Here is a 25,886-nt window from a genome sequence, read left to right on the forward strand (position 1 = left end):
TAAGCCTTTCAGCGCCGATGGTACTGCAGGGGGGACCCTGTGGGAGAGTAGGACGCCGCCGAACAATCATTGCGGGAAGCCCCGCACCAGCCCCTCCTGGGGGTTCGGTGCGGGGCTTTTCTGCGTTCACGGGCAAGCCCGTAACGCGCCTACCAATCGGCGGGATAGCTCTTGAGGCTGCTCGTGTCGAGTGTCCAACGGCCGGCGGTCACCGTGTCGCCGAAGGCGTAGGGCACTTCCTTGCGGTAGCGGATGCCGTCGGGGCCGTGTGAGGGGTCACTGTGCACGGTGACCGTCTTCTTGTCCTTGCGGGGGTCCACGACCACGTACAGCGGCACCCCCATCTTCGGGTAGTCGTGGAGCTTGTCACGGACGTCGGTGAGGGAGTTCGTACGGGAGACGACCTCGATGACCAGCAGCACGTCGCGAGAGTTGATGACCCGTGCGGTGTCGTCCGCGTCCTCCTCCGCGATGACCATGAGGTCAGGAACCTTCGTGAGACCCGTCTCGGGGTCGCCCATGTTCGTGTCATTGAGGGCGATGACCTCGGGAGCCTGAGCTTCGATCTGGCGGCGCAGTCGTACGACGTTGAGGCCGTGGGGAGCCGTGGGGCTCATCATCGTCAGGAAGATTTGCCCCTCGGTGGTCTGCACCTTCCACTGGTCTTCCTGGTGCTCGGCAAGTTCTGCGAGCTGCTCCGCGAAGTCGTGCAGTCGGCGCATCTGATCGGGGGTGAGGTCGCCCATGATCTCCTCCTGGTTGCTGCCCGACCACCAGCCTATCCAGCCGGCCAGGGGCATGTGCTTACGTTGTCGCATGGGCTACGACCTCATCATCTTCGACAACGACGGCGTGCTGGTGGACAGTGAGCCGGTTGCCAACAGCATCCTGGCCGGGTACTTGACCGAGGTGGGGCACCCGACCAGTTACGAGGACTCGATCCGCGACTACATGGGCGCCGCCGTGCACCGGGTGCACGACCTCGTCCTGGAGCGGACCGGGCAGCGGCTGCCCGCCGACTTCGACGAGACCCTGCACGCGCGGACGTTCGCCGCGTTCGAGCGTGAACTCGTGCCCGTCGCAGGCGTCGTCGACGTGCTCCGGGCCCTCACCGGACAGCGCGTCCCCTACTGCCTGGCCTCCTCCGGCAGCCACGAGCGGATCCGCGTCGGGCACCGGGCCGCCGGACTCACCCGGTGGTTCGGCGACGAGGTCATCTTCAGCGCCCAGGACGTCGGCCGGGGCAAGCCCGCCCCCGACCTGTTCCTGCACGCCGCCCGCAGCATGGGCGTCGAGCCGGCGCGGTGCGCCGTCGTCGAGGACAGCCCGCGCGGGGTCCAGGCCGCGCTCGCCGCCGGTATGGACGTGTACGCCTTCACCGGCATGATGCCCGTCGAGCGGCTCGCCGGGGCCACCGCGCACTTCGCGGACATGAAGGAGCTGCCCGGGCTGCTCGAACTGCCGGTGTAGCGCCCGCGGCCCCGCCGTCAGCTCGTCAGGGCCCGGACCGCGTGGCATGCCCGTGCGTCCGCAGCAGAAATGCGCCAGATACGGTGTCCCGCATGAGCAGCCGCGGGTTGTTGATGTGGGACGAGGCGGTCACGGGGTACGACTTCGGGCCGAGCCATCCGATGGATCCGGTGCGCCTGGCACTGACCATGGGCTTGGTACGGGCCTTCGGGCTGGACCGCGAGGTGGAGGTGCGGTCGGCCCCGGCGGCCGGCGACTCCACACTGAGGCTCGTGCACCGGGAGGACTACGTCGCCGCCGTCCGCGAGGTGTCCGCCGCCCCGGGGGCCGCAGACGGCTCCTACGGGCTCGGCACCGTCGACGATCCGGCCTTCCACGGGATCCACGAGGCGTCCGCGCTGATCGCCGGCCAGTCCGTGGCGGCCGCGGAGGCGATCTGGCGCGGCGAGGCCGAGCACGCGGTGAACTTCGCCGGCGGGCTGCACCACGCGATGCCCGGCGGGGCCTCCGGCTTCTGCGTGTACAACGACGCGGCCCTCGCGGTCGCCCGGCTGCTGGAGCTCGGCGCGGAGCGGGTCGCGTACGTGGACGTGGACGTGCACCACGGCGACGGGGTGCAGGAGGTGTTCTGGGACGACCCGCGGGTGCTGACGGTCTCCCTGCACGAGCACCCCGCCACCCTGTTCCCGCAGACCGGCTGGCCGCAGGAGACCGGCGGCCCCGCCGCCGAGGGGTCGGCGGCGAACGTGGCGCTGCCCGCCGGGACCGGTGACGAGGGCTGGCTGCGCGCGTTCCACGCGACGGTGCCCGAGCTGCTGGCGGACTTCCGGCCGCAGGTCCTGGTGACCCAGCACGGGGCCGACACGCACTTCGAGGACCCGCTCGCACACCTCGCCGTGTCGCTGGACGCGCAGCGGGCCGTGCAGGAGTCCTGCCACCGGCTCGCGCACGAGCACGCCGGCGGCAAGTGGCTGGCGCTGGGCGGCGGCGGGTACGCGGTCGTGGACGTCGTCCCGCGGTCGTGGACCCACCTGGTGGGGATCGCGGCGCACCGGCCGGTCGACCCGGAGTCGGCCGTGCCGGCGTCCTGGCGGGACGAGGTGTACGCACGGACGCGGCAGCTCGCGCCGGGCCGGATGACGGACGGGCGGACGGTCGCGTGGCGGGAGTGGGAGGCGGGCTACGACCCGGCCGACCGGGTCGACCAGGCGGTCCTGGCCACGCGGCGGACGGTGTTCCCGCTGCGCGGCATGCTCGTGTAGCGGCCGGCGGGGCCGCCGCGTAGTCTGCCGCATCGTTACGCCAACTGTGCGGCCCTCGGCCGGTATTGATGACCCGGCAGATGGGTTGCGGCAGCATCGGAGCGTGTTGAGCACCGGCGCGCTGCGTGCGCATCTGCTGGCAGCCCGTCTGGCCGGGCCCGTCGCCACGTCCCGGGAGGAGAGCCTGCGCAGCTACCGGCTGTTCGCGGCCCGGGACCCGCGCGTACTGCTGGGACTGGATCCGGAACGCCGCTGGGACGAGGGCGACCTGCTGAGGCTGATGGCGCAGAAGTGCGGGGTCTCGGCGGATCCCGCGCACGTCAGCGGGCCCGACGTGATCGATCCGGAGCGGACGCTCGCCGCGTTACGGGCCTTCGCGGAGCGGCTGAGGGCGGCTGCCGCGGCGCGGGCGCCCGTACTGTTCGGCACCGGTCACCCCCACCGTCTCCTGGACTTCTACGCCAGTTTGGCGCGGGCGATGTCGGCGGTCGGCTGTGATGTCCTCACACCGGCGCAGGGGGTGAGTGTCGACATGGCGACCCGGTTCGGGGTACGCCCGCACAACCTCGATTACGTACGGGGGGTCGCGCTGGTGCGAGGGCCCGGCGCGCGGCCCCCCGGCAGTGCCACCGGCGCGCACACCCATTCACCCCTGCCGGTTCGGATCGCGCTGGGCGCGCTCGCGGAGGCCGGCGGGCCGCTGCCGGAATTGGTCGTCGGGGACCACGGATGGGTCTGCGGTGCAGGTCAGCTGGGTGTGGAAGCCATCGGGCTGGCGGATACGGACGACCCGGCGCTGTTCGTCGGCGAGGCGGAGGGGCGCGTATCAGTCGCGGTTCCGCTTGATGATGCGGTGCGCGCGGACTACTACCGGCCGCTCACACGGTATCTACTGGACCGGGCGCGCCTGCCGGGCGCGCAGGAGTGGCCGTAGCTCCTCTTCCCCACTCGTATCACACGCCCCTACTCTGGGGAGTGAGCGTGCGACGACGAGGAGTAACCGGAGGGGAAGCCGGTGCCCGTCATGCGCGGAAGGTCAAGGTGTGTCATGGCTGCTGGCGAGAGGCCTCTCAGTGAGGTTCAGTTCCTGACCGTGGCGGAGGTCGCCTCGGTGATGCGAGTGTCGAAGATGACCGTGTACCGGCTGGTGCACAACGGTCATCTGCCCGCAATCCGGGTGGGCCGGTCCTTCCGGGTCCCCGAGAACGCGGTCCACGAGTACCTCCGAGAGTCCTATGTGGGGGTGGAGTCGGCCTGAGAGTGGGGCCCGCGACACCTTCGGGTCACTTTGAGGACGGCTCGGATTACAAGCTCCGAGCTCGGGCGGGTAGGCTAGGCCGACGTAGGTCGTGTGGGCCCAGACGCCCCGCACCGATCCCCGCGGGCGCGGGGATGTTCCGAGAAGTGAGCGAGGGTAGTCGTGGGCTCTGTTATCAAGAAGCGGCGCAAGCGGATGGCGAAGAAGAAGCACCGCAAGCTGCTCAAGCGCACCCGCGTCCAGCGTCGTAACAAGAAGTAAACGGCAGCTGTACGTGTTCTCCGCAGCCCCTCCACCATCCTTGGTGGAGGGGCTGTGGTGTAGCCGGGACGGGCGGGGACGACGAGGGAGGCGCTGAGCTCGTGGGGAAGGTCGTGCTCGTGACCGGGGCTGCCCGGCAGTTGGGGGGCCGCTTCGTGCGGCGGATCCAGCGGGACCCCGGGGTCGAACGGGTGATTGCGGTCGATGCGACTCCGCCGCCGCGCAGTCTGGGGTCGGCCGAGTTCGTCCGTACGGACATCAGGCAGGGCTCGATCGCCCGGGTCCTCGCCGAGCACGCCGTGGACACGGTGGTCCACCTGGCGGTCACCGGGGGCAGCGCGGGCACCGGCGGCACGGGCAGCGCCGTCAAGGAGACCAATGTCATCGGGACGATGCAGCTGCTGGGCGCCTGTCAGAAGTCCCCGACGGTACGCCGCCTGGTCGTGAAGTCCAGTACGAGCGTGTACGGGGGCGCACCGCGGGATCCGGCCGTTTTCGCGGAGACCACGCACCCCAAGACGCAGCCGCCGGGCGGTTTCCCCAAGGACGCCGCCGAGGTCGAGTCGTACGTACGGGGCTTCGCGCGCCGGCGGCCCGACGTTGCCGTGTGCGTGCTGCGGTTCGCGAACATCCTGGGGCCGCACGCGGATTCCGCGCTCGCCGAGTACTTCTCCATGTCCGTCCTGCCGACCGTGTTCGGCTACGACCCGCGGTTGCAGTTCGTCCACGAGGAGGACGTGCTGGAGGTGCTGCGGATGGCGGCGCAGGAGCCGCGGCGCGGCACGCTCAACAGCGGCACGTTCAACATCGCCGGGGACGGCGTCCTGCTGCTGTCGCAGTGCGCGCGGCGGCTGGGGCGGCCGACGGTGCCGTTGGCGCTGCCCGCGGTCACGTGGGTGGGGGCGGCACTGCGGGCGGTGGGCGTCACGGAGTTCTCACCCGAGCAGATCAGACTCCTCACGTACGGGCGGGTCGTGGAGACCACGCAGATGCGGGAGGTGCTGGGATTCAAACCCATGTACACGACCGCCGAGACCTTCGCCGATTTCGCGCGCAGCCGGGGGAGCGGGCTGCTGCCGCCGGAGCGGGCGGGGCGGGCCGTCGACCGGGTCGCGGAGATGTTGAACGTCGGGATTGCCGGCGCCGGAGAGGGAGCGCAGCGATAGTGGCGGACGCCAAGGTCATTCCGTTCGACGAGGACCGGCCGCGCCGGCGGGCCGCCGGGACCCGGCGGGTACGGGCGGTGCCCGCGCCGGCCCCGGGGCCGGAGGCGGCCGTAACGGTCGCGCCGGCGGTGGAGGCCGCCGGTGGTGGCGCGGACGGGGCGGCGGGCGGGCAGGCCGGGCCGGGCGGCGGCGGGCGGCCGGCCTGGGACCGGCGGCTCGCGGGCGGGCTGGCGTTCCTGCGGCGGCGCATCACGGGGGAGTACGAGGTCGACGAGTTCGGCTACGACCGGGAGCTGACGGACCAGGTCCTGATGTCCCTGCTGCGTCCCCTGTTCGACAAGTACTTCCGGGTCGAGGTCAGGGGGATCGAGAACGTCCCGGCCGAGGGCGGCGCGCTGATCGTCGCGAACCACTCCGGGACGCTGCCGCTGGACGGGCTGATGATGCAGGTGGCGGTGCACGACCACCACCCGGCGCAGCGGCACCTGCGGCTGCTGGCGGCGGATCTGGTGTTCATGCTGCCCGTCGTCAACGAGCTGGCCCGCAAGGCCGGGCACACCTTGGCCTGCGCGGAGGACGCCCAGCGGCTGCTGGAGGCCGGGGAGCTGGTCGGGGTGATGCCCGAGGGCTTCAAGGGGATAGGGAAGCCGTTCGGGGACCGGTACCGGCTCCAGCGGTTCGGGCGGGGCGGGTTCGTGTCGACGGCGCTGCGGGCGGGCACGCCGATCGTGCCGTGCTCGATCGTCGGCGCGGAGGAGATCTACCCGATGGTCGGCAACGCGAAGACCTTGGCGCGGCTGTTGGGGATCCCGTACTTCCCGATCACGCCGACGTTCCCGTGGCTCGGGCCCCTGGGTGCCGTGCCGCTGCCGACGAAGTGGACGATCCAGTTCGGGGAGCCGATCGCGACGGACGGCTATCCGCCGGAGGCGGTTGAGGACCCGATGTTGATGTTCAACCTCACGGACGAGGTGCGGGAGCAGATCCAGCACACGCTCTACAAGCTGCTGGTGCAGCGCAGGTCCGTCTTCTTCTGACGGCTGTCCTGCGGCGGGCGCCGGAATCCGGCGCACCGAGGTGCCCGGCCCCCGAGGGGGCCGGGGCCCCCGGGGGGGGGGGCGGGGGGGGGCCGCGCAACGGGCCGCCGGGGGGGCCCGGCCCCCGGGGGGGCCGGGCACCTCGGTGGGTGGCGCCGGTCGTGCCCTAGTCGGCGTCCTCCGCCTTCAGCCCCAGGCCCGGCAGGAGGCCCGGGAGGAGCGGCGGGAGGGTGATCTCCGGGTGCGCCGCTTCCGGAGAGGAGGACGGGGCAGCGGGGCTCTGGCCCGTGGGCGGCTGGAGCAGGTCGCCCGCGCCGCCGAGGAGGCCGCCGCCGGGGGCCGGGGACGGCTTTCCTGCGCTGGGTGGTGCGGCCGGAGCAGGGCTGGCCGCGGGTGCGCTGGCGCCCGCCCCGGGCGCGGAGTGCTGCTGCCCGGACGGGGCGCTCGGCTGCGGGGGTGCGCCGCCCGTGCCCCGGCTCGGCTCCGGGGGCTTCGGGAGCAGGCCCTGCAGCGGCGCCACGTCATCGTCTATGGCCTGGAACACCGACTCGACCTCGCCGCTCACGTCGGTGAGCTGGGCGGGGAGTTGCTCGCGCAGCTTGCCCCACGCATTGCGGTGGGAGCGGGAGAACGTGGACAGCGTTTGGATCGGGCCGAGCGAGCCGTCCTTCTCGTAGGCCGCCTGGAGCAGCCGGTGGCCCTCTGCCGCGTCGTGCTTCATGCCGGCGAGGGCACGGCGGATGGCTCCCAGGGATTCGTGGTCGAGCGCGCCCGAGCGGCCGCGCTCCATGAGTCTGCGGGCCTCGAACAGACGGTTGGACGCCTGGTCGAGGTACAGCTCGCCCCGGTCGGCGTCCGCGTCGGCCATGCCCAGCTTCAGGTCCTCCATGCCCCGTTTGACGGGGTAGAGGGCATCACCGGGCAGGGCGTCCGTGCTGGCAGCGGCCACCCCGCTGAAGGCCCCCGCGGCCACACCCACGGTGAGGCCGCCTGCTGCGATGCCCTTGGACCAGCGGGAGCGGGGCCGCAATTTCCGGAGCGGTGTCGCCCGGTGGGCGCCGCGGCCGGCCCGCTGCTCGGGCAACTGAGGGTCCGCGGCGGCTCCGCCTCCGGCCCTCTCTTCCATCACCATGGCCTCCATGGCGGCCACGAGCTGTGCTCGCTGCACCACTTTGACCTCGGGGTCCAGCACCGGGCGCGGCAGATCGCCGAGCGCGCTCGCCAGGGCCAACAACCGTTCGTGGTCGGCAGATTCGGCAGGTGCCTCGGACTGCTCGGCCGCCGGGTCCCGTTCGGAAAGGTCGGACGCTGGGTTCCGATCCTCCAGGGCCTGGGCGAAGGCGTTCGCCCGCCGGTGCGGAGTCACGTTCGCGATCACTGGCGGCACCTCCTCTCGTCATGACGATCGACTCCCCAAGGTGTCCGGAAGGTTGCCTTCCTTGAGCACGTCCACCCATTCGAGTGAGCGGCTTTCGGCAGGGCGTGTCCAAAGGGAGCCTGCATCCCGCACAACGAGCGGCGCGGCAGTTGGGTTACGGACGAAGGATGATCGGACCACAGCGTCATCGAGGGGTCACCGGTTGTGTGGATGGTGCGACGGTCGGGAGGGGTGGGGGGAGGGAGCACTGAGGACGGGCGGACGGGCCGCGGGGCGGCTCAGCGGGCGTCGTCGGGAAGCAGGCGGGCCAGCGTGCGCACCGCCCGGTACTGGAGGGTCTTGATGGCGCCCTCGTTCTTCCCCATGACCCTGGCGGTCTCGGCGACCGACAGGCCCTGCAGGAAGCGGAGGGTCACGCATTCCTGCTGCTGGGGGTTGAGCTTGCGCACGGCTTCCAGCAGGGCCGCGTTGGAGAGGGACTCCAGGACCGATTCCTCGGGGGACCGTTCCACCTCGTTGGCGTCCAGCATCTCGCCCGTGGTCACTTCGAGGCGGAAGCGGCTGGACTTGAAGTGGTCGGCGACCAGGTTGCGGGCGATGGTCACCAGCCAGGCCCCGAAGTCCCGGCCCTGCCAGGTGAAGGTGGAGATGCGGCGCAGCGCGCGCAGGAAGGTCTCGCTGGTGAGGTCCTCCGCGGTCGCCTTGCCGCCGACGCGGTAGTAGATGTACCGGTAGACCGTGTCGTTGTACTGGTCGTAGAGCCGCCCGAAGGCCTCGGCCTCCCCGGCCTGGGCTCGTTCGACCAGGTCCATCATGCGGGCCTGGTCGCTGTCCGCGGTGGGGCGGCGCGCGGCCGGTGCGCTCGTGCCGGTCGCGGTGCCGCCCGTGCGACCGCGTCTGCCCACCGTCGCTCCGCCGTCGGCCAGGGCATAGCAAGGACCGGCCGGGCCGAGGCCGGCGGCGAAGGCGGGGACGGCGTACGCGGTGGGGACGAAGCCGCGCAGGTGGCCGAGGACCGTTGCGCGCAGCGTAGCCAGGCCCGAGGCGTCAACCCCGACAGGTGGGTACACGGGACTCCCAGAGGCAGAGCTTCCATCACGTGCAGTGCGAGGCCGTTCACCCGTCGTGGCGACAGATGGGCGGCGGCATGCGTCTGAGGAGAATAACGCTTCGTACAGGCAGGACTACACCCAGTTGCTCAAATCATCGATTCCGACACTTCTGTTGCGTGTCGAAGGCGTTTTCGGTCGCAATTGGTGATCGGTTACTGATCACTTCGAGACTCGGAATGGGCGGTTCCGCGCTGGCTCGCGACCGGGTCGGGCATGCGTGCGTGCCCTCCCGCAGCCGCGGGTAAGGGTGTGGGAATGTCCGCCGGGCTGCGGACGCGGAACCGCCCGGAGCGCGGCCGGGGCGGATGGGGGCCTGCTCCGGTGCAGGCGGCGGCCCCAACCCGGGGCCGTGCCCGCCTACTTGCGGCGGCGGTGCAGGGCGATGGCGGCGGCCGCGCCGCCCGCGATCGCGCCCACTCCGGCGGCTGCCGGGACGCCGACCTTCACGGCCTTGCGGCCGGTCCGATAGTCGCGCAGCCGCCAGTCGTGCTCCCGGGCATGCTTGCGCAGTTTTGTGTCGGGATTGATCGCGTACGGATGCCCGACCAGTGACAGCATCGGAATGTCGTTGTGCGAATCGGAGTACGCCGCGCAGCGCGCGAGGTCGAGGCCCTCGGCTCCGGCCAGCGCACGGACCGCCTCCGCCTTCGCGGGGCCGTGCAGGGGCTCGCCGACGAGGCGGCCGGTGTAGACGCCGTCGACGGACTCGGCGACCGTGCCCAGCGCTCCGGTCAGGCCGAGCCGGCGGGCGATGATCGTCGCGGTCTCGACCGGGGCGGCCGTGACGAGCCAGACCTTCTGTCCGGCGTCGAGGTGGGCCTGGGCGAGGGCGCGGGTGCCCGGCCAGATCCGCTCGGCCATGTACTCGTCGTAGATCTCCTCGCCGATCGCCATGAGCTCGCTGACCCGGTGGCCCTTGACGATGGACAGGGCGCTGTCGCGGGCGTCCTGCATGTGCTCGGGGTCCTCGACCCCGGCGAGCCGGAACCACGCCTGCTGCCAGGCGAAGCGGGCGAGCTCGCGGCGGCGGAAGAACTCCCGCTTGTACAGGCCCCGGCCGAAGTGGAAGATCGCCGCGCCCTGCATGACGGTGTTGTCGAGGTCGAAGAAGGCGGCGGCGAGGTCGTCGCCCGCGACCGGGAAGGCGGGTTCGGGGGCCGGGGGCGCCTCTTCGGCGAGGGGCCGGGGTGCAGCTTCCGCTTCGAGGACCTGTGCGGTCTTGCGGGCGGCCTCGGCCGAGGCCTCGCCTGCCAGCACGCTCCGCGCGGTGGCGGAGCGCCTACGGGGGGTGAGCCATCCCAGAGCGGCCATGACGCGAGCATAGCCATTGTGTTCGGGAGTTCCCGAACCGCGGCGGTGCCGGGCGCGTGAACTCTTCGGTGCCCGGGCGTGACGGGCGGGCGCGGGAGAATGGGGCGCATGAGCCCTTTGCTGCGCCGCAAGGAAAAGAAGAGTCCCGCCGAGCGGATGGTCACCCTCGTCGGGAAGCCCGGCTGCCATCTGTGCGACGACGCCGAGGCGGTGATCGAGAAGGTGTGCGCCGAAGTCGGGGCGCGGTGGGAGAAGAAGGACATCACGCAGGACGAGGAGCTCTACCGGCGGCACTGGGAGCAGATCCCCGTGGTGCTGATCGACGGGGAGCAGCACACCTTCTGGAGGGTGAACCCGGACCGGCTGCGCCGGGCGTTGCAGGGGTGACCGTCCGGCCGGTTACCATCGTGGGCGATTTGTGGGGTCTCGGGGGCGTATTGATGAGGAGTGTGCACCGTTTTGCCCCCTACGGGATTTGAACGGGTTCGGTGTGTTGTGGGCCCCTGCCCCCTCCACCCGGACCGCGTGACCCCGGTCACTTTGGTCGGACAAAGCGGACACAATCTTTGTGCACGCGTTCACAAAGACATAGCCTGCTGTCGACGGGGCGGTCCAGGGACGAGTGACCGCCTTCAGCCCCGCTCATCCCGCAGGAGCATCGTGGCAACTGGCCGAACTCACCGACCGGCGACCCGCAGCCGAGGTATCCCCGAGGCCACCGTCGCCCGGCTTCCGCTGTACCTGCGCGCCCTCACCGCGCTCTCCGAGCGTTCGGTGCCCACGGTGTCCTCCGAGGAGCTGGCGGCGGCCGCCGGAGTCAACTCCGCGAAGCTCCGCAAGGACTTCTCCTACCTGGGCTCCTACGGCACCCGCGGCGTCGGCTACGACGTCGAATACCTCGTCTACCAGATCTCCCGCGAGCTCGGCCTGACCCAGGACTGGCCCGTCGTCATCGTCGGCATCGGCAACCTCGGCGCGGCCCTCGCCAACTACGGCGGCTTCGCCTCCCGAGGCTTCCGGGTCGCCGCCCTCATCGACGCGGACCCGGCCATGGCCGGCAAGCCGGTCGCCGGCATGCCCGTCCAGCACACCGACGACCTGGAGAAGATCATCCGGGAGAACGGCGTCTCCATCGGTGTCATCGCGACCCCGGCCGGCGCCGCCCAGCAGGTCAGCGAGCGACTCATCGCCGCCGGCGTCACCTCCATCCTGAACTTCGCGCCGACCGTGCTCTCCGTGCCCGACGGCGTCGACGTCCGCAAGGTCGACCTGTCGATCGAGCTGCAGATCCTGGCCTTCCACGAGCAGCGCAAGGCCGGCGAGGAGCCGGGCACCGGCGCGGCCGCCGGCCCGGGCACCGTTCCCGCCGCCCCCGCAGCCGACCAGACCGCCGCCGACCGGGCCCCCCACGCCGCCGCCCCTGCCGCCGGCACCCGCAAGAGCGGCCCCGACGGCGACGTCCCGGCGGTGATGCCGGCATGAGTCTGCTCGTCGTAGGCCTGAGCCACCGCAGCGCCCCCGTCAGCGTCCTGGAGCGCGCCGCGCTGTCCGCCGACGCCAAGGTCAAGCTGCTCCACGACACCCTCGCCGCGGAGCCCGCGACCGAGGCCGCCGTCCTCGCCACCTGCAACCGCATCGAGCTCTACGCCGACGTCGACAAGTTCCACGCCGGCGTCGCCGAGCTGTCCACGCTGCTGGCCCAGCACAGCGGGGTCGCCCTGGAGGAGCTCACCCCCTACCTGTACGTGCACTACGAGGACCGCGCCGTCCACCACCTCTTCTCGGTGGCGTGCGGACTGGACTCGATGGTGGTCGGCGAGGGCCAGATCCTCGGCCAGATCAAGGACGCCCTGGCCCTCGGTCAGGAGCTCCACACGGCCGGCCGCCTCATCAACGACCTGTTCCAGCAGGCGCTGCGGGTCGGCAAGCGGGCCCACTCCGAGACCGGCATCGACCGCGCCGGGCAGTCCCTCGTCACCTTCGGCCTGGAGCAGCTGACCGCCGGACGCGAGACCGTCGAGGCCTGGGCCGCGGGCAAGCGCGCCCTCGTGATCGGCGCCGGCTCGATGTCCTCGCTGGCCGCCGCCACCCTCGCACGCGCCGGTGTCGCCGAGATCGTCGTCGCGAACAGGACCGCGGAACGCGCGGACCGTTTGGCCGAGATTCTGGTTGCCTCAGGCACTGGGGTGGCCGCCCGGGCCGTACCCATGACCAAGGTCGCCGGCGAACTGACACGAGTCGACGTCGTCGTCTCCTGCACCGGCGCCACCGGACTGGTCCTGACCGGCGAGGACATCGCCGCGGCCCTCGCGGACGGCGGCCCGGCCGGCCTCCTCCCCGAGCAGGCCGCCCCCACCTCCGCCCCGACCGCCGGGCACGCCCCTGCCGGGCCGGCCGTCGCCGGGCTCGACCCCGAGGTCGTGGCCCGCCTCGCCGCCGTCGCCGCCGCCGGAGGCCGCCTCGCCGACGCCGGGGGCGCCCGTACCATCACCGCCGCCGGCGCCACCGGCCCCGGCACCGACGGCTGCCCCCTCGACGCCCCGGCCCCCGCCGGACGCGCCGCACTCACCGGAGTCGACGCCAACGCCCTCGAACTGCACGGCACCTGGGCCGACCAGGGCGAGGCCGCCGCCCAGCGGCAGCCCCGCCGCGGCACCCGCAGCCACGCCGACGGCACGCCCGTACGGCTGGCCCTGCTGGACCTGGCCATGCCCCGCGACATCGACGCCGCCGTGCACCGCCTCCCCGGCGTCCGCCTGGTCGACATCGAATCCCTCGCCGAAGCCGCCGCAGACGCGCCCATGGCCGCCGACGTCGACGCCGTCCGCGGCATCGTCGCCGACGAGGTCGCCGCGTTCGGCGCCGCCCAGCGCGCCGCGCACATCACCCCGACCGTCGTCGCCCTGCGCGCGATGGCCGCCGAGGTCGTGGCCATGGAGGTCGCGCGCCTCGACGGACGCCTGCCCGAGCTCGACGGACGGCAGCGGGCCGAGGTCACCCAGACCGTCCGCCGCGTCGTCGACAAGCTCCTGCACGCGCCGACCGTCCGCGTCAAGCAGCTCGCCAGCGAGCCCGGCGGCGCCGGGTACGCCGAAGCGCTGCGCGAACTCTTCGACCTCGACCCGCAGACGGTGGCCTCCGTCAGCCGGGCCGACGCGGCCGGCACACCCGGCGCGACCGCCGCAGCAGGCGCAGCCGGCACGGCAGACCAGAACCACGACTCAGGACGGGCATCATGAATTCACGTTCCGACCAGCCCCTCCGGCTCGGCACGCGGCGCAGCAAGCTGGCCATGTCCCAGTCCGGCCACGTCGCCGACGCCGTACGGGAGATCACCGGCCGCCCCGTCGAGCTCGTGGAGATCACCACGTACGGCGACGTGTCCCGCGAGCACCTCGCGCAGATCGGCGGCACGGGCGTGTTCGTCACCGCCCTGCGCGACGCCCTGCTCCGCGGCGAGGTCGACTTCGCCGTCCACTCGCTCAAGGACCTGCCGACGGCCCAGCCCGAGGACCTCGTGATCGCGGCCATGCCGCCGCGCGAGGACCCGCGCGACGCCCTCGTCGCCCGCGACGGCCTGACCTTCGAGCAGCTGCCCGACGGAGCCCGCATCGGCACCGGTTCGCCGCGCCGCACCGCACAGCTCAACCACCACGCGCGCGCCCTCGGCAAGCGCATCGAGACCGTCGCCATTCGGGGGAACGTCGACACCCGCATCGGTTACGTCCGCAGTGGAGAGCTCGACGCCGTCGTGCTCGCCGCCGCCGGCCTCAACCGGATCGGCCGCAGCGCCGAAGTGACCGAATACCTGCCGGTCGACAGCGTGCTGCCCGCCCCCGGCCAGGGCGCCCTGGCCGTGGAGTGCCTCGCGTCCGACGCGGACCTCATCGCGGCCCTCGGCCGGCTCGACGACCCGCACACCCGGGCCGCCGTGACCGCCGAGCGGTCCCTGCTCGCCGCCCTGGAAGCCGGCTGCAGCGCCCCCGTGGGCGCCCTCGCCGACCTTCCCCCACTCTCGGCTCCGCTCGACCGGGGGGACCCCCAGGCCGACGGGGAGATTGTCAATGAAATGCGCCTGCGCGGCGTCGTCGGAACCCTCGACGGCGCAACGCTCGTGCAGCTGTCCACCACCGGTCCCGTGCCCCAGTCGTACGACGAGGCCATGGCGCTCGGCCGCGAACTCGCGGACGAGATGCTGGCGAAGGGCGCGGCCGGTCTGATGGGGGAGCGATCCCTTTGAACCCCTCACGTCCGACCACCTCCGCTCTTCCGGTTGCCGCCGCGGGCCACGGGCACGTCACCTTCCTCGGCGCCGGACCCGGCGACCCGGGTCTGCTGACGCTGCGCGCCGTCGAGGCGCTCGCCGCCGCCGACGTACTGATCGCGGAGCCCGAGGTGCTCGAGGTCGTCCGCACGCACGCGCGCGCCGGAGTGGACACGCCACAGCTGACGATCGCTGACGAGGCGTCAGCAGCCGCCGGCGTACCGGTGATCCGGGACGCGGCCAATCTTGTCATGGAGGCAGCGCGCTCCGGCAGGCGGGTCGTGCGTGCCGTCACCGGCGACCCCGGACTCGACGGCAACGCCGCCTCCGAGATGCTCGCCTGCGCCACCGACGGCATCCCCTTCGAGGTGGTGCCCGGTGTCGCGACCGCCGTCGGCGTACCCGCCTACGCGGGCGTGCCGCTGCGCGGCGAGCAGGGCACCGACGTGCGTTTCGTGGACGCCCGCAACGCCTCCGCGCGCTGCTGGAGCGAGGTCGGCGCCAGCACCGGCACCGTGGTCGTCTCCGCCACGCTGGAGACCGTTCCCGCCGCGTGCGCCGAGCTGGTCTCCGCCGGACGCGGGGCCGACACCCCGCTGACGGTGACCGTCGCCGGCACGACGACCCGGCAACGGACCTGGAACGCCACGCTCGGCACCATCGCGCAGGTGTTCAAGCAGGGCAAGATCCTCCCCTCGCCCGAGGGCGGCCGCCCCGTCATAGCCGTGGTCGGTGAGCCCGGCGCCGCCGCCGCGCGGCGCGAGGAGCTGGCCTGGTTCGAGTCGAAGCCGCTGTTCGGCTGGCGGGTGCTCGTACCGCGCACCAAGGAGCAGGCCGCTTCGCTCTCCGACCAGCTGCGTTCGTACGGCGCGGTCCCGCACGAGGTGCCGACCATCGCCGTGGAGCCGCCGCGCACCCCGCAGCAGATGGAGCGCGCGGTCAAGGGCCTGGTGACGGGCCGCTACGAATGGATCGCCTTCACCTCGGTCAACGCGGTCAAGGCGGTGCGCGAGAAGTTCGAGGAGTACGGGCTCGACGCCCGGGCCTTCGCGGGCATCAAGGTCGCGGCGGTCGGCGAGCAGACCGCAGCCGCGCTGGTCGAGTTCGGCGTCAAGCCGGACCTGGTGCCGAGCGGGGAGCAGTCCGCGGCCGGGCTGCTGGAGGACTGGCCGCCGTACGACCCGGTCTTCGACCCCATCGACCGCGTCTTCCTGCCGCGCGCCGACATCGCGACGGAGACCCTCGTCGCGGGCCTGATAGAGCTCGGGTGGGAGGTCGACGACGTCACCGCCTACCGGACCGTGCGGGCCTCGCCGCCGCCGGCGGACACCCGCGAGGCGATCAAGGGCGGTGGCTTCGACGCCGTGCTCTTCACGTCCAGCTCGACCGTCCGCAACCTGGTCGGCATCGCGGGCAAGCCGCACAACGTGACCGTGATCGCCTGTATCGGGCCGGCGACGGCGAAGACGGCCGAGGAGCACGGGCTCCGGGTCGACGTCCTGTCGCCGGAGCCGAGCGTCAGCAAGCTGGCCGAGGCCCTCGCCGAGTACGGCGCGGCCCGCCGCGAGGCGGCCCGGGAAGCCGGCGAGACCGTCTCCCGGCCGAGCGAGCGCCGTCCGGGCGCCCGCCGCCGGCGGACCACCTGACGGACGGCGGACAGCCGACGCGGACGCGGACAGCTGAGGGCCCGGGGGCTTTGCCCCCGGGCCCTTTGCCGTACGTACGCAGCGCGATCTGAGTAGGTGAGCGGATCCCCGGGGCCCGGCGGCCCGGTTGACTGGTCTCATGACCGACCCGATCCACCCGGCCGACCTGACGGACCCGGCCGCGCAGGCTGTCCCGGCTGCGCAGGCTGTCCCGGCCGAGCCGGCTGCCCCGGCCGAGCCCGACGAGGACCGCCGGGCCCACGTGGCCCCGCTCGTGTCCAGCCTGCTGACGCTGCCGCTGACCGTCCTGTCGATGCTGTTCGCGAGCCTGTCCCCGATGGCCTGCGACTCCTGCACCTCGGAGGCCGCCCGCGCCTTCGACGCCAGCTTCGACCTCGCCTGGTCGGTGTTCCGCGTGGGGACGGCGGGAGTGCTGGCGCTGCTGGTGTGGTGCTGGGCCCTGCCGCGGCGCAGGGCCTACGCCGACCGGCGGCTCGCGATCGCCCTCGCCGCACCCGTGCTGGCGCTACTGAACACCGTGGTGTTCTGGCTGCTGCTCGACGTGGCGTAGGTGGCCGACCGGCGGGCCCTAGGCTGGTGCCGACTGCTGTCGAAGCTCGAAGAGGCGACTGAAGATGAGCGCGTACGGATCCTTCCCCGGCTCCCGGCCCCGCCGGCTGCGCACCACCCCGGCGATGCGGCGGATGGTCGCGGAAACCCGGCTGCACCCCTCGGACCTGATCCTCCCGGCGTTCGTCCGGGAAGGCATCAGCGAGCCGCTGCCGATCTCGGCGATGCCGGGCGTCGTCCAACACACCCGGGACACGCTGCGGAAGGCCGCCGTCGAGGCGGTCGAGGCCGGCGTCGCCGGGATCATGCTGTTCGGCGTTCCTGCGGACGAGAACAAGGACGCGCTGGGCACGGCCGGCACCGAGCCGGACGGCATCCTCCAGGTCGCCATCCGCGACGTGAAGGCCGAGGTCGGCGACGACCTCGTCATCATGTCGGACCTCTGCCTCGACGAGTACACCGACCACGGGCACTGCGGCGTCCTCGACGCACAGGGCCGCGTCGACAACGACGCGACGCTGGAGCGGTACGCCGAGATGGCACAGGTACAGGCCGACGCCGGCGTGCACGTGGTCGGACCGAGCGGGATGATGGACGGCCAGGTCGGCGTGATCCGCGACGCCCTCGACGAGACCGGGCACGAGGACGTGTCCATCCTGGCCTACACGGCGAAGTACTCGTCGGCGTTCTACGGGCCGTTCCGCGAGGCCGTCGCCTCCAGCCTGCAGGGCGACCGCAAGACCTACCAGCAGGACCCGGCCAACGCCCGGGAGTCCCTGCGGGAACTGGCGCTCGACCTTGAAGAGGGCGCCGACATGGTCATGGTCAAGCCGGCCGGACCCTACCTGGACATCCTCCACCGGGTCGCGCAGGCCGTGGACGTGCCGGTGGCCGCGTACCAGATCAGCGGCGAGTACGCGATGATCGAAGCGGCCGCGGAGAAGGGCTGGATCGAGCGGGACCGGGCCGTCCTGGAGACGCTGACGGGCATCAAGCGCGCCGGCGCCGACACGATCCTCACCTACTGGGCCACCGAGGTCGCCGGCTGGCTCCGCAACGAGCGCTGAGCGTTCCGTATCTGCGTGGGGAAGCCCCCGTCCCCTTCCGTCAGGGCGGTTTGGCGGTTTCTAGGGGACGGGGGCTTCCCGTTGCCCTGCTGTCACGCAGCCGGGTCAGTGCTTCCGGCCGGAGCTCTTCTTCTCCTGCTTCCTGAACCCCGGCCAGAGCAGCGCCCGCAGGCGGCCCTGCGGAGCGCGCAGGTCCAGCGGAAGCGCCTAACCACCCGGAGGGTGGTGAAGCCGCCGCCGCCCTCCGGACTGTCCGTCACTTGTCGGGGAAGTGCGCGAAGTCGGCGTCTGCCCGGACGCGGCCTGAGTGAGTCGGCCGCTGTCGGTGCCGGTCGGGGTGAACCTCAGCTGGGCCCGGCGACGTACGTGGAGAAGGGCCACGGCCCTTCAGGGGTGAGACTGGGCTGGCCGCCTGCGTCAGTAGCCGGCGGAGGGCGGTAGCCCGGTCGATCCCGGGCCGATCGGCCTCCGTCCCCCCCGTCCGTTCAACTTCCGTACGGAGTCAGCGGAGTGGCCAGACGCGGCTCGGCGTGCTGGGCTGCGGCCCGGTGCGCCAGCACCGCCACCAGGCCGCGGCGCGAGCCCGGGGCCGCCAGGCCCCGAACCGTTCCCGCGCTCCCTGCGCTCTGCCCATGCGGTGCAGGGTAAGGCGGGTGCGGCGCGGGGAACACGGGGTGGCGGGGAGTCCGTCAGCTCGGGTGGGCGGTCGGGCGGGAGCCGAGGGGCGGGGGTACGGCCGGGCGGGGTCGGTGGGGTGTACGGGGCTTCCCGGCCGCCCATTGTCCTCCCGGTGCGGGTCGGCCCGTAAAGGGCGCTCCTTCGTCGCGTCGCGTTGCGATGGCCTTCGGCCACCCTTGACGGGCCGACCCACCCCGGAATGCCAAAGAGCTGCCGGGAAGCCCCGAAGGATGGCCAGGGGGACGGGTCAAGGGACGTCCCCCGTCAGAGCAGCCGGCCCTCGGCTCCGCCTTGCCACGTCTCCGTGCGCCCGGGACCACCAGACCTGGCCGGTGCCGGGCCCGAAAGCCCACCGGAGGCGCGCAATTGGGGCCGCCCGGAGAGGTGACGGGCCCAACCTGCGGGAAATGTCGACCGGCAGCCCATCGAGCTGCGACAGGCGCCCCAGATCGCTACGCGCTCCTCATTCCTCTGCGGCCGGCTCCCGTTTGGGGCTGGTGTCACCTCAGATCGTCACGTGCTGCCGGTGGTTGGCGGCTGACGGCCGTCGAGGGTGCTGGAGGCGGCATTCAGTGACGGTACGAACGATGAGCCGGCGCCCGGTTTCCCGCAGCGCTGGCCAAAGGCGATGATGTTCCGTTTTCGGTGGTCTGCGGGGTGTTCGCGCCCGCTTTTCTGTGCTCGTAATGAGGCTGTGACCTGTGCATATTCAATCTCTAGGGGATGATCACTAGGGTGTCGGGGTGACTGAGACGACGCCTGGAGGCGGATTCCGGAAGAGGGCCTTGGTCCTGAACGTGGCCCTGGGACTGGTGGTCGCCGCGGTGGTCTTCTTCGTCCTGCGGCCCGCGCCTGACGAGCCCGGCGACGTGCCCAAGGCTGCCCCGTCGGCCCAGCCTTCCGTGGCGGACCGGCCCATGATCGGGCTGGCCGACGCGTTCCCGAACCAGGTGCCGGACGGCGCCGGCGGTACGTACACCAAGGTGGGCGCGGTGGTCCTGAAGTCGTGTACCGAACCCGACTCGGTCGGACCCCTTCTCGCCGACTACATAGCCCAGGGCAAGGGGTGCGTCGGCGAGCAGGTCGCGCTGTACAAGGACGCCAAGAACAACCAGTTCAACCTCGCGGTCTTCACGATGAAGGACCCCGTCGACACGGTGAAGCTGGTGACCCGGCTCGGATCGGCGCCCATGGACTACCAGGTGGGCGCTCAGGCCCCGCCGCCCGGATCGGGCCTGAAGACCCTCCCGCCGGACAGCGGGATGATCCAGTCGTTCACCGGTCAGGGGCGCGCCATGGTGGTCGGCCTGGGCCAGTGGTCGGACGGAGCCACGCGCGACTACCAGCGTCTCGTGGAGCGCCTCACCCCGCTCCTGAACGCCGTCTCGGACCGCGTCGCCCGCCACGAAACCTCCCTCTGACCCTCGCGGGTCGACACGCCGCCTCGACGCTCGACTCCTCGGCACCCTGTCGTCACGCTGTGACCGATGCAGCAGCCCGAACCTCCTCGCCGCTCGCTCGGGGCATTCCTCAGCCACCCCGGCTGGGCCGGCATCGGCGGCATCGTCGGCGTGATCGGCCTCGCGATCGCCATCGCCGTCCACGTCTCCGACGGGCCCGACACCCCGCCGACCCGGCCCGCCACGTCCACTCCCGGCCCCACCACTGCGCCGCCGCCTCCGACGACCCATGCGAAACGGTCGATCACCGGCAGCTGGTCCACCACGGGCGGAGACATCACGGTCACGGTCGAGGAAGTGGAAAAGACACCGGAGCGCGCCCTCCGCCTCCACGTGCGCGCCGTGAACCACTCCTCGTCCGGCCGGGTGCTACAGCTCTTCGGCAACTTCACGGCCGTCGACGACCAGGGGCAGGTCTACACCCCGTCGAACGAGCCCGCCGCCACCCAGTGGCCGGGCAACCTCGCACCCCACGGCTCGTTCACCGGAGTGATCGAGACCTGGGACCGCGCCCAGCCGCAGGCCACCACCCTGGCGGTCACCTTCGCCAAGGTCCGAGGCGTGCGCGCCACCACCCCGCCGGGCGGCCTCACCATCACCGACATCCCTCTTCCTGCCTGACGCTCCCCGCAGCAGCTGCGCAGCAACCGCCGTGCTTCTCGGCCCCGGACGGCGGTCGGTCGCCGAGACGAGAGGAGCGCGTAGCGATCTGGGGCGCTTCCCGGCCCCGGACGGCGGTCGGTCGCCGAGACGAGAGGAGCGCGTAGCGATCTGGGGCGTCTGCCGGGCCGCGATGGGGCTCTCGTCAACATTCCGCGCGGGTTGGCGCCCCGCATCCCTCCGGAACGGGCCTGCGTCTGCCTTGAGGGCCCTCTTTTTCCCGCCCGCGCCCCCGGCGCCGGCCGGGAGGCCCGCTCCTGGCGCAGGAAGGTGCCGCAAGGCGGAGCCGGGGGCTGCCTGCTCTGGCGGGGGCCGTCCCTCGTCTTGTCCCCCTGGCCATCCTTCGGGGCTTCCCGGCAGTCTGTTGGCATTCCGGTGCGGGTCGGCCTGTCAAGGGTGGCCGAAGGCCATCGCAACGCGACGCGACGAAGGAGCGCCCTTGCACGGGCCGGCCCGCACCGGAAGGACAATGGGCTGACGGGACGCCCCGGATGCTCCTCCGACCCCGGTCGGCCGGGATCCTGCTCCCGGATCCCGCCCCGCTCGCGTTCCCTCCGCCTCAGGCGCACCCTGGAGTGACAAGGGCGAGCCCTGGAGGTGATGCACCATGTCCACACTCGTCGGGTGGCACGTGGAGCTCGAATTCACCGAGGACGGTCACCGCACCACTGCGGCGGCCATGGTCAGACTCGGTGACGGCTCCGAGATGCGGGCGCGCGGCTACGCCATGCGTCACCCCTCCGACCCGGAGCAGCTGCGGGTCGGAGAAGAGATCGCCGGCGCACGTGCGCTGATGGATCTCGCGTCCCAGATGTTGCAGAAGGCGCACTCGGAGATCGATGAGGCGACCGGCCGGCACTCATACCCGCTGACCCACTGATCGCTACCGCTGCATCCCAGCCCGCGCGGCCCGCTCGCGCCCAGTGAGGGCGCGAGCGGGCCTTTCCCGTACCCGTCCGGTCGCTATCCGGCAACCGAACTGCCTGACGGAGGCGACGGTTTGGCCGTACCGGAAGCAACCGGGTCCGCCGCGTGAAGGTCGTCTTTTTTCGGGTCGGGCCCGGGAGCAGTACACGCACTGGGTAACCGCGGACCCGATGATCCTCAGGCGAATCAACCGCGTGATCGAGGAGATCCAGCGCACCCCGTTCGACGGGGCCAGAAGCCGGAACCGCTCAAGGAGATCCTGTCGGGTTGGTGGTCGCGGCGGGCCACGTCACATGGGGTCGGGCTCTTCGGGGGCCTCGTTGGGCTTGATCACGGCGAAGACCGCGCCCTGGGGGTCGGCCAGGACTGCCATCCGGCCGACGGGCATGTCGAAGGCGGGGGCCATGACGCTGCCGCCGGCCTCTTCGCAGGCGGCCTGCGTCGCGTCGGCGTCGGCCACGCGGAAGTAGGGCAGCCAGTGCGGCGGCGTTCCCTTCGGGTGCTGCTCCAGGGACATCATCCCGCCCACGACCCGGTCGTTGACCTTGAACTCGGTGTAGCCCTCGGCGCCGGGGATCTCGGAGGGGGCGGGCGTGATCGGAAGGATGGCGCTGTAGTACGCCGCGGCCTTCTGCGGGTCGGACGTGGCCAGCTCGTTCCAGGTCAGGGTGTTGTCCTCGTTGACGATCCCGGCGCCGGGGAAGGCCCCGGCCTGCCAGATGCCGTAGACGGCGCCGGTGGGGTCGGCGAGGACGGCCATCCGGCCGAGGTCCATGACCTCCGTCGGATCCATGATCGTGGTGCCGCCGGCGGCGGCACCCGCCCTGACCACCTCGTGCACGTCGTGGACGGCCAGGTACGTCGTCCAGACGGCCGGCGGCATCGGGTCGGGGGTGGACCCGTCGGGGTTCATCGCCTTCATGATCCCGGCTACCGGCTGCCCCTTGTAGTGGCAGACGGAGTACCCGCCGGTCTCGGGCGGGCCGACCTCGCCGGACCAGCCGAAGAGGCCGGCGTAGAAGTCGAGGGCGGCTTGCTGGTCGGGCACCATCAGGTCGATCCAGCACGGGGTGCCGGGTCTGTAGGAGCCGTTCATGGTGGGCACGGGGCCTCCGGGGGAGGGACGGGAGTTGGACGCGCCGTCCCCTACCCGGGGCTGCGGCCCGGAATCGGGCCGAACGAGTGACCGGTAGTCGGCCCGCGCCTGGCCGGTCCGCGCCTGGCCGGTCCGGACGATGTGCCCGGCCCGGCCGAGGACCGGGAGCGGCGCCCCGGAACTAGATCTTGAGCCCCGCGATGGCGTCGACGACGTCCGGGGGCGGGGCGGTCAGGACCAGGATGAGCAGCACCAGATTCAGCAGCAGGCCGACGCCCAGCGGCACGTCGAGCGGGCGGCGGAGGGCGGAGCGAGCGCGAATCAGGCCGAGGAGCGCCAAGACGAGGAACAGGAGCCACAGCAGGACGGGCACCCGGGCACCGAACAGGGCCAGGCCGGAGGCGGCGAGCAGCCCGGGCAGGAAGACGTCCCGGACCGGCTGCTCGGTGGACGGCCGCGGGCGGGGCGGCGGCGGGACCACCACGACCTGCGGGGCGGGCGGCGCCGGTCGGGCTGCGGGCTCCTCGGCGGGGTCAGGCTCGGCGGGCGCGAAGGGGATGGCGTGTGCCGTGACCGCGTTCAGGCCGATCGAGCCGAGGGCGGTGACGCCCTGACCGGCAGCCGCCGCGTACCCCTGCCCTGCGGGTAGCTGGGGAGCAGCAGGCAGGGGCACGGGCGTCGCCGCCGTCGTCGTCGACGGCACGGTCAGCGATGGCGGTAGCGGTGGCGGTGGCGGTGGCGATGGCGATGGTGGCAGGGGCACGGTCGTCGGCAGGGGCACGGCCGTCGGCGGTGCCGCGGGCGGCGGCCCAGACGACGGCGACACGGTCGACGGGGGCGCGGTCGACGGCGGCCCGGGCATCGGCGGCCCGGGCGGCGTTGACACGGTCGACGGGGGCACGGCCGTCGGGGGCACGGGCGACGGTGACACGGCCGTCGGTGGCGCCGACGTCGGCGGGGTTCCGTAGGCCTGGGCCGCGGCGGGGCCGTCGAGCAGTTGCTCCAGTAGGTCGTGCAGGAGCGCGGCGAAGGTCGCGTCGTGCTCCGCCTCGTCGGCCAGGGCGACCGTGGCGAGCGCGGTCGACGCGTCCCCCGGCTCGTTCCGGAGCCGGCGCAGGGCCTCCGTGCCCGACGCGGTGGCCCGCAGCCGGTCCTCCACGAGGACGCGTATGCGGGCCAGGAGCGCGGCCTGCCCGGCCGGGCTTTCCCCGGCACCCGTCAGGACGCTCAGCGCGGCGCGCGCCAGCCGTAAACCGTTCACGTTCCGTCTCCCCCTCGTGACTCCACCCCGGGACGGGAAGCCGATCGTACGGAGTCGGGGTCATCGCGGGCCAGGGGCCGACAGGTCCCGGCCACGGACCGGCCCGAAGACCGGAACGTCGTCCACGCCCCCGCCCCCTGCCGGCAGCAGCTGCCTGCAGGGGGGCGGGGGCACGGGGAACCGAAAAGCGGGAGCGTCAGAGGCGCTCGGGGGTGCGGATGCCGAGCAGGGACATGCCCTTGCTCAGCGTCCGGGCGGTCAGCTCGACGAGGAAGAGGCGGTTCTCCACCTGTTCCGGGGTCTCGGCCTTCAGGACCGGGCACTGGTCGTAGAACGCGGTGAGGTGCGAGGCCAGCTGGTACAGGTACGCGGCCAGCTTGTGCGGCGCGTACTCGGCGGCGGCGTCCGCGACGAGCTCGCCGAAGCCGTCCAGGTGCAGGCCCAGCGTCCGCTCGGCCGCGGCGAGCGGGAGCTCCGGGTGGGCGGCCGGCTCGACGTCGCCGGACTTCCGCAGGATCGACTGGATGCGTGCGTACGCGTACTGGAGGTACACGGACGTGTCGCCGTTCAGCGACACCATCTGGTCCAGGTCGAACTTGTAGTCGCGGGCCGCGGACGTGGACAGGTCGGCGTACTTCACGGCGCCGATACCCACGTACTGGCCGTTCTCCACGATCTCCTGCTCGCTCAGGCCCACCTTCTCGGCCTTCTCGCGGACCACGGCCGTGGCCCGCTCGACGGCCTCGTCCAGCAGGTCCACCAGCCGCACCGTCTCGCCCTCGCGGGTCTTGAACGGCTTGCCGTCGGCGCCCAGCACGGTGCCGAACGCCAGCTGCACGGCCTTGGTGTCCTCGTTCAGCCAGCCGGCCCGGCGGGCGGTCTCGAAGACCATCTTGAAGTGCAGCGACTGGCGGGCGTCCACCACGTACAGGAGGGTGTTCGCCTTCAGGTTGCCGACGCGGTCGCGGATCGCCGACAGGTCGGTGGCCGCGTAGCCGAAACCGCCGTCCGACTTCTGGACGATCAGCGGGGTCGGGTTGCCGTCCGGGCCCTTGAACTCCTCGAAGAACACGCACAGCGCGCCCTCCGAGCGGACCGCGACGCCCGACTCCTCCAGCAGCCGGCAGGTCTCCACCAGCATGTCGTTGTAGCCGGACTCGCCGACGATGTCCGGGTCCTGGACGTCCATGTCCAGCTTGTTGAAGACCGAGTAGAAGTAGATCTTCGACTCGTCCACGAACCGCTGCCACAGCGCGAGGGTCTGCTCGTCGCCCGCCTGGAGGTCGACCACCCGGGCCCGGGCCCGCGTCTTGAACTCCTCGTCGGAGTCGAACAGCGCGCGCGAGGCCTTGTACAGGCGGTTGAGGTTGGACATGGCCTCCTCGCCGGACACCGCGACGTCCGACTCGGCGGCCTTGTGGTCCAGCTCGTGCGGGTGCTCGATCAGGTACTGGATGAGCATGCCGAACTGGGTGCCCCAGTCGCCGATGTGGTGGCGGCGGACCACCTTCTCGCCCGTGAACTCCAGGATCTCGACCATCGCGGCACCGATCACGGCGGACCGCAGGTGGCCGACGTGCATCTCCTTGGCCACGTTCGGCTGCGCGTAGTCGATCACCGTGGTGCCGGCGTTCTCGTTCACCGGGACGCCGAGGCGGGCGTCCGCGGCGCGTGCCGCCAGCGTCTCGACGATCGCCCGGTCGGAGACGGTGATGTTGAGGAAGCCGGGGCCGGAGACCTCGATCTCCTCGATGACCCCGCCCTTGTCCAGGCCCTCGACCACCGTGGTCGCCAGCTCGCGCGGGTTGGCCTTGGCCTTCTTCGCGAGCGCCAGGATGCCGTTGGCCTGGAAGTCGGCCCGGTCGCTTCGTCGCAGCAGCGGGTCGGCCGCACCGGCCTCCGGCAGGGCGGAGGCGAGGGCGTCGGCGACGCGCTGATGGACGGAGGAAGCGAGGGAAGGGACCGAGGCCATGAGCTGCCGTTCCTGTGAGGTGTGCGGTGT

At 72.2% G+C, this 25,886-nt stretch carries 24 protein-coding genes and 1 pseudogene; 18 read left to right on the forward strand and 7 right to left on the reverse strand.

Going from position 1 to position 25,886, the window contains the following annotated elements; translation table 11 throughout:
• Positions 1–149: 149 nt before the first annotated feature.
• On the reverse strand, positions 150–818 hold the full coding sequence (locus ACFV7Q_RS15825; RefSeq protein WP_385428710.1) for a Uma2 family endonuclease: 669 nt from the start codon (positions 816–818) through the stop codon (positions 150–152).
• Here ACFV7Q_RS15825 and ACFV7Q_RS15830 point away from each other — a divergent pair.
• The 7 genes from ACFV7Q_RS15830 (at position 817) to ACFV7Q_RS15860 (ending at position 6,454) form a co-directional block, all read left to right on the forward strand.
• A complete protein-coding gene (locus ACFV7Q_RS15830) occupies positions 817–1,470 on the forward strand; it encodes an HAD family hydrolase (RefSeq protein ID WP_385428712.1) in 654 nt (217 codons plus the stop codon). The genes ACFV7Q_RS15825 and ACFV7Q_RS15830 overlap by 2 nt on opposite strands.
• A gap of 92 nt (positions 1,471–1,562) precedes the next feature.
• Positions 1,563–2,732, forward strand: coding sequence for an acetoin utilization protein AcuC (locus ACFV7Q_RS15835; protein ID WP_385428714.1), 1,170 nt, complete (start codon positions 1,563–1,565; stop codon positions 2,730–2,732).
• Positions 2,733–2,835: 103 nt separating this feature from the next.
• Entirely contained in the window at positions 2,836–3,666 is an 831-nt protein-coding gene (locus ACFV7Q_RS15840) for a phosphatase (protein ID WP_385428716.1), read from the forward strand.
• A 114-nt stretch (positions 3,667–3,780) separates the two neighbouring features.
• Complete coding sequence (locus tag ACFV7Q_RS15845; RefSeq protein WP_008738568.1) at positions 3,781–3,990, forward strand: helix-turn-helix domain-containing protein; 210 nt, start codon at positions 3,781–3,783, stop codon at positions 3,988–3,990.
• Positions 3,991–4,152: 162 nt separating this feature from the next.
• On the forward strand, positions 4,153–4,251 hold the full coding sequence (locus ACFV7Q_RS15850) for a 30S ribosomal protein bS22 (protein ID WP_003948845.1): 99 nt from the start codon (positions 4,153–4,155) through the stop codon (positions 4,249–4,251).
• Between the two features lie 101 nt (positions 4,252–4,352).
• On the forward strand, positions 4,353–5,417 hold the full coding sequence (locus tag ACFV7Q_RS15855; protein WP_385428718.1) for an NAD-dependent epimerase/dehydratase family protein: 1,065 nt from the start codon (positions 4,353–4,355) through the stop codon (positions 5,415–5,417).
• Positions 5,417–6,454, forward strand: a complete 1,038-nt coding sequence (locus ACFV7Q_RS15860) for a lysophospholipid acyltransferase family protein (protein ID WP_385428720.1) — start codon at positions 5,417–5,419, stop codon at positions 6,452–6,454. Before ACFV7Q_RS15855 ends, ACFV7Q_RS15860 begins: the two co-directional genes overlap by 1 nt.
• A gap of 166 nt (positions 6,455–6,620) precedes the next feature.
• On the opposite strand, the gene ACFV7Q_RS15865 is transcribed toward ACFV7Q_RS15860, so the two are convergent.
• The 3 genes from ACFV7Q_RS15865 to ACFV7Q_RS15875 all read right to left on the reverse strand — a co-directional run bounded on the left by ACFV7Q_RS15865 (position 6,621) and on the right by ACFV7Q_RS15875 (position 10,255).
• Positions 6,621–7,832, reverse strand: coding sequence for a DUF5667 domain-containing protein (locus tag ACFV7Q_RS15865; RefSeq protein WP_385428722.1), 1,212 nt, complete (start codon positions 7,830–7,832; stop codon positions 6,621–6,623).
• 278 nt (positions 7,833–8,110) lie between these two features.
• The gene (locus ACFV7Q_RS15870; protein WP_385428724.1) at positions 8,111–8,902 is read right to left on the reverse strand and encodes an ECF subfamily RNA polymerase sigma factor, BldN family; all 792 of its coding nucleotides are present in this window, start codon (positions 8,900–8,902) and stop codon (positions 8,111–8,113) included.
• A 399-nt stretch (positions 8,903–9,301) separates the two neighbouring features.
• Positions 9,302–10,255: an HAD family hydrolase gene (locus tag ACFV7Q_RS15875; RefSeq protein WP_385428726.1), complete on the reverse strand. Its 954-nt coding sequence runs from the start codon at positions 10,253–10,255 to the stop codon at positions 9,302–9,304.
• A 108-nt stretch (positions 10,256–10,363) separates the two neighbouring features.
• Here ACFV7Q_RS15875 and ACFV7Q_RS15880 point away from each other — a divergent pair, with 108 nt between their 5' ends.
• The 11 genes and pseudogenes from ACFV7Q_RS15880 to ACFV7Q_RS15930 form a co-directional block, all read left to right on the forward strand.
• Positions 10,364–10,642 carry a glutaredoxin family protein gene (locus tag ACFV7Q_RS15880; RefSeq protein WP_385428728.1) on the forward strand — a complete coding sequence of 93 codons (279 nt, stop codon included), beginning with the start codon at positions 10,364–10,366 and terminating at the stop codon, positions 10,640–10,642.
• Between the two features lie 273 nt (positions 10,643–10,915).
• On the forward strand, positions 10,916–11,737 hold the full coding sequence (locus ACFV7Q_RS15885) for a redox-sensing transcriptional repressor Rex (protein ID WP_385428730.1): 822 nt from the start codon (positions 10,916–10,918) through the stop codon (positions 11,735–11,737).
• On the forward strand, positions 11,734–13,494 hold the full coding sequence (locus tag ACFV7Q_RS15890; protein WP_385428732.1) for a glutamyl-tRNA reductase: 1,761 nt from the start codon (positions 11,734–11,736) through the stop codon (positions 13,492–13,494). The genes ACFV7Q_RS15885 and ACFV7Q_RS15890 overlap by 4 nt, the downstream gene beginning before the upstream one ends.
• Positions 13,491–14,495 carry a hydroxymethylbilane synthase gene (gene hemC, locus ACFV7Q_RS15895; protein ID WP_385428734.1) on the forward strand — a complete coding sequence of 335 codons (1,005 nt, stop codon included), beginning with the start codon at positions 13,491–13,493 and terminating at the stop codon, positions 14,493–14,495. Before ACFV7Q_RS15890 ends, hemC begins: the two co-directional genes overlap by 4 nt.
• Entirely contained in the window at positions 14,492–16,165 is a 1,674-nt protein-coding gene (locus ACFV7Q_RS15900) for a uroporphyrinogen-III synthase (RefSeq protein ID WP_385428736.1), read from the forward strand. The genes hemC and ACFV7Q_RS15900 overlap by 4 nt, the downstream gene beginning before the upstream one ends.
• A gap of 139 nt (positions 16,166–16,304) precedes the next feature.
• A complete protein-coding gene (locus ACFV7Q_RS15905; protein ID WP_385428738.1) occupies positions 16,305–16,736 on the forward strand; it encodes a hypothetical protein in 432 nt (143 codons plus the stop codon).
• A gap of 64 nt (positions 16,737–16,800) precedes the next feature.
• Positions 16,801–17,802: a porphobilinogen synthase gene (gene hemB / locus ACFV7Q_RS15910; RefSeq protein ID WP_385428740.1), complete on the forward strand. Its 1,002-nt coding sequence runs from the start codon at positions 16,801–16,803 to the stop codon at positions 17,800–17,802.
• Between the two features lie 1,421 nt (positions 17,803–19,223).
• Positions 19,224–19,901 carry a hypothetical protein gene (locus ACFV7Q_RS15915; protein WP_385428742.1) on the forward strand — a complete coding sequence of 226 codons (678 nt, stop codon included), beginning with the start codon at positions 19,224–19,226 and terminating at the stop codon, positions 19,899–19,901.
• A gap of 66 nt (positions 19,902–19,967) precedes the next feature.
• Positions 19,968–20,561, forward strand: a complete 594-nt coding sequence (locus ACFV7Q_RS15920) for a hypothetical protein (protein WP_385428744.1) — start codon at positions 19,968–19,970, stop codon at positions 20,559–20,561.
• A 646-nt stretch (positions 20,562–21,207) separates the two neighbouring features.
• Positions 21,208–21,480: a DUF1876 domain-containing protein gene (locus ACFV7Q_RS15925; RefSeq protein ID WP_385428746.1), complete on the forward strand. Its 273-nt coding sequence runs from the start codon at positions 21,208–21,210 to the stop codon at positions 21,478–21,480.
• 43 nt (positions 21,481–21,523) lie between these two features.
• Positions 21,524–21,748, forward strand: a pseudogene (locus ACFV7Q_RS15930) (hypothetical protein); the annotation flags it as partial.
• Between the two features lie 68 nt (positions 21,749–21,816).
• Here ACFV7Q_RS15930 and ACFV7Q_RS15935 read toward each other — a convergent pair.
• The 3 genes from ACFV7Q_RS15935 to argS all read right to left on the reverse strand — a co-directional run bounded on the left by ACFV7Q_RS15935 (position 21,817) and on the right by argS (position 25,856).
• A complete protein-coding gene (locus ACFV7Q_RS15935) occupies positions 21,817–22,623 on the reverse strand; it encodes a VOC family protein (protein WP_385428814.1) in 807 nt (268 codons plus the stop codon).
• A 181-nt stretch (positions 22,624–22,804) separates the two neighbouring features.
• On the reverse strand, positions 22,805–23,884 hold the full coding sequence (locus ACFV7Q_RS15940; protein WP_385428748.1) for a hypothetical protein: 1,080 nt from the start codon (positions 23,882–23,884) through the stop codon (positions 22,805–22,807).
• A gap of 196 nt (positions 23,885–24,080) precedes the next feature.
• On the reverse strand, positions 24,081–25,856 hold the full coding sequence (argS, locus tag ACFV7Q_RS15945) for an arginine--tRNA ligase (protein WP_385428750.1): 1,776 nt from the start codon (positions 25,854–25,856) through the stop codon (positions 24,081–24,083).
• Positions 25,857–25,886: the final 30 nt, after the last annotated feature.

The sequence above is a fragment of the Streptomyces sp. NPDC059851 genome (assembly GCF_042732005.1).
In the GTDB taxonomy this organism is placed as follows: domain Bacteria; phylum Actinomycetota; class Actinomycetes; order Streptomycetales; family Streptomycetaceae; genus Streptomyces.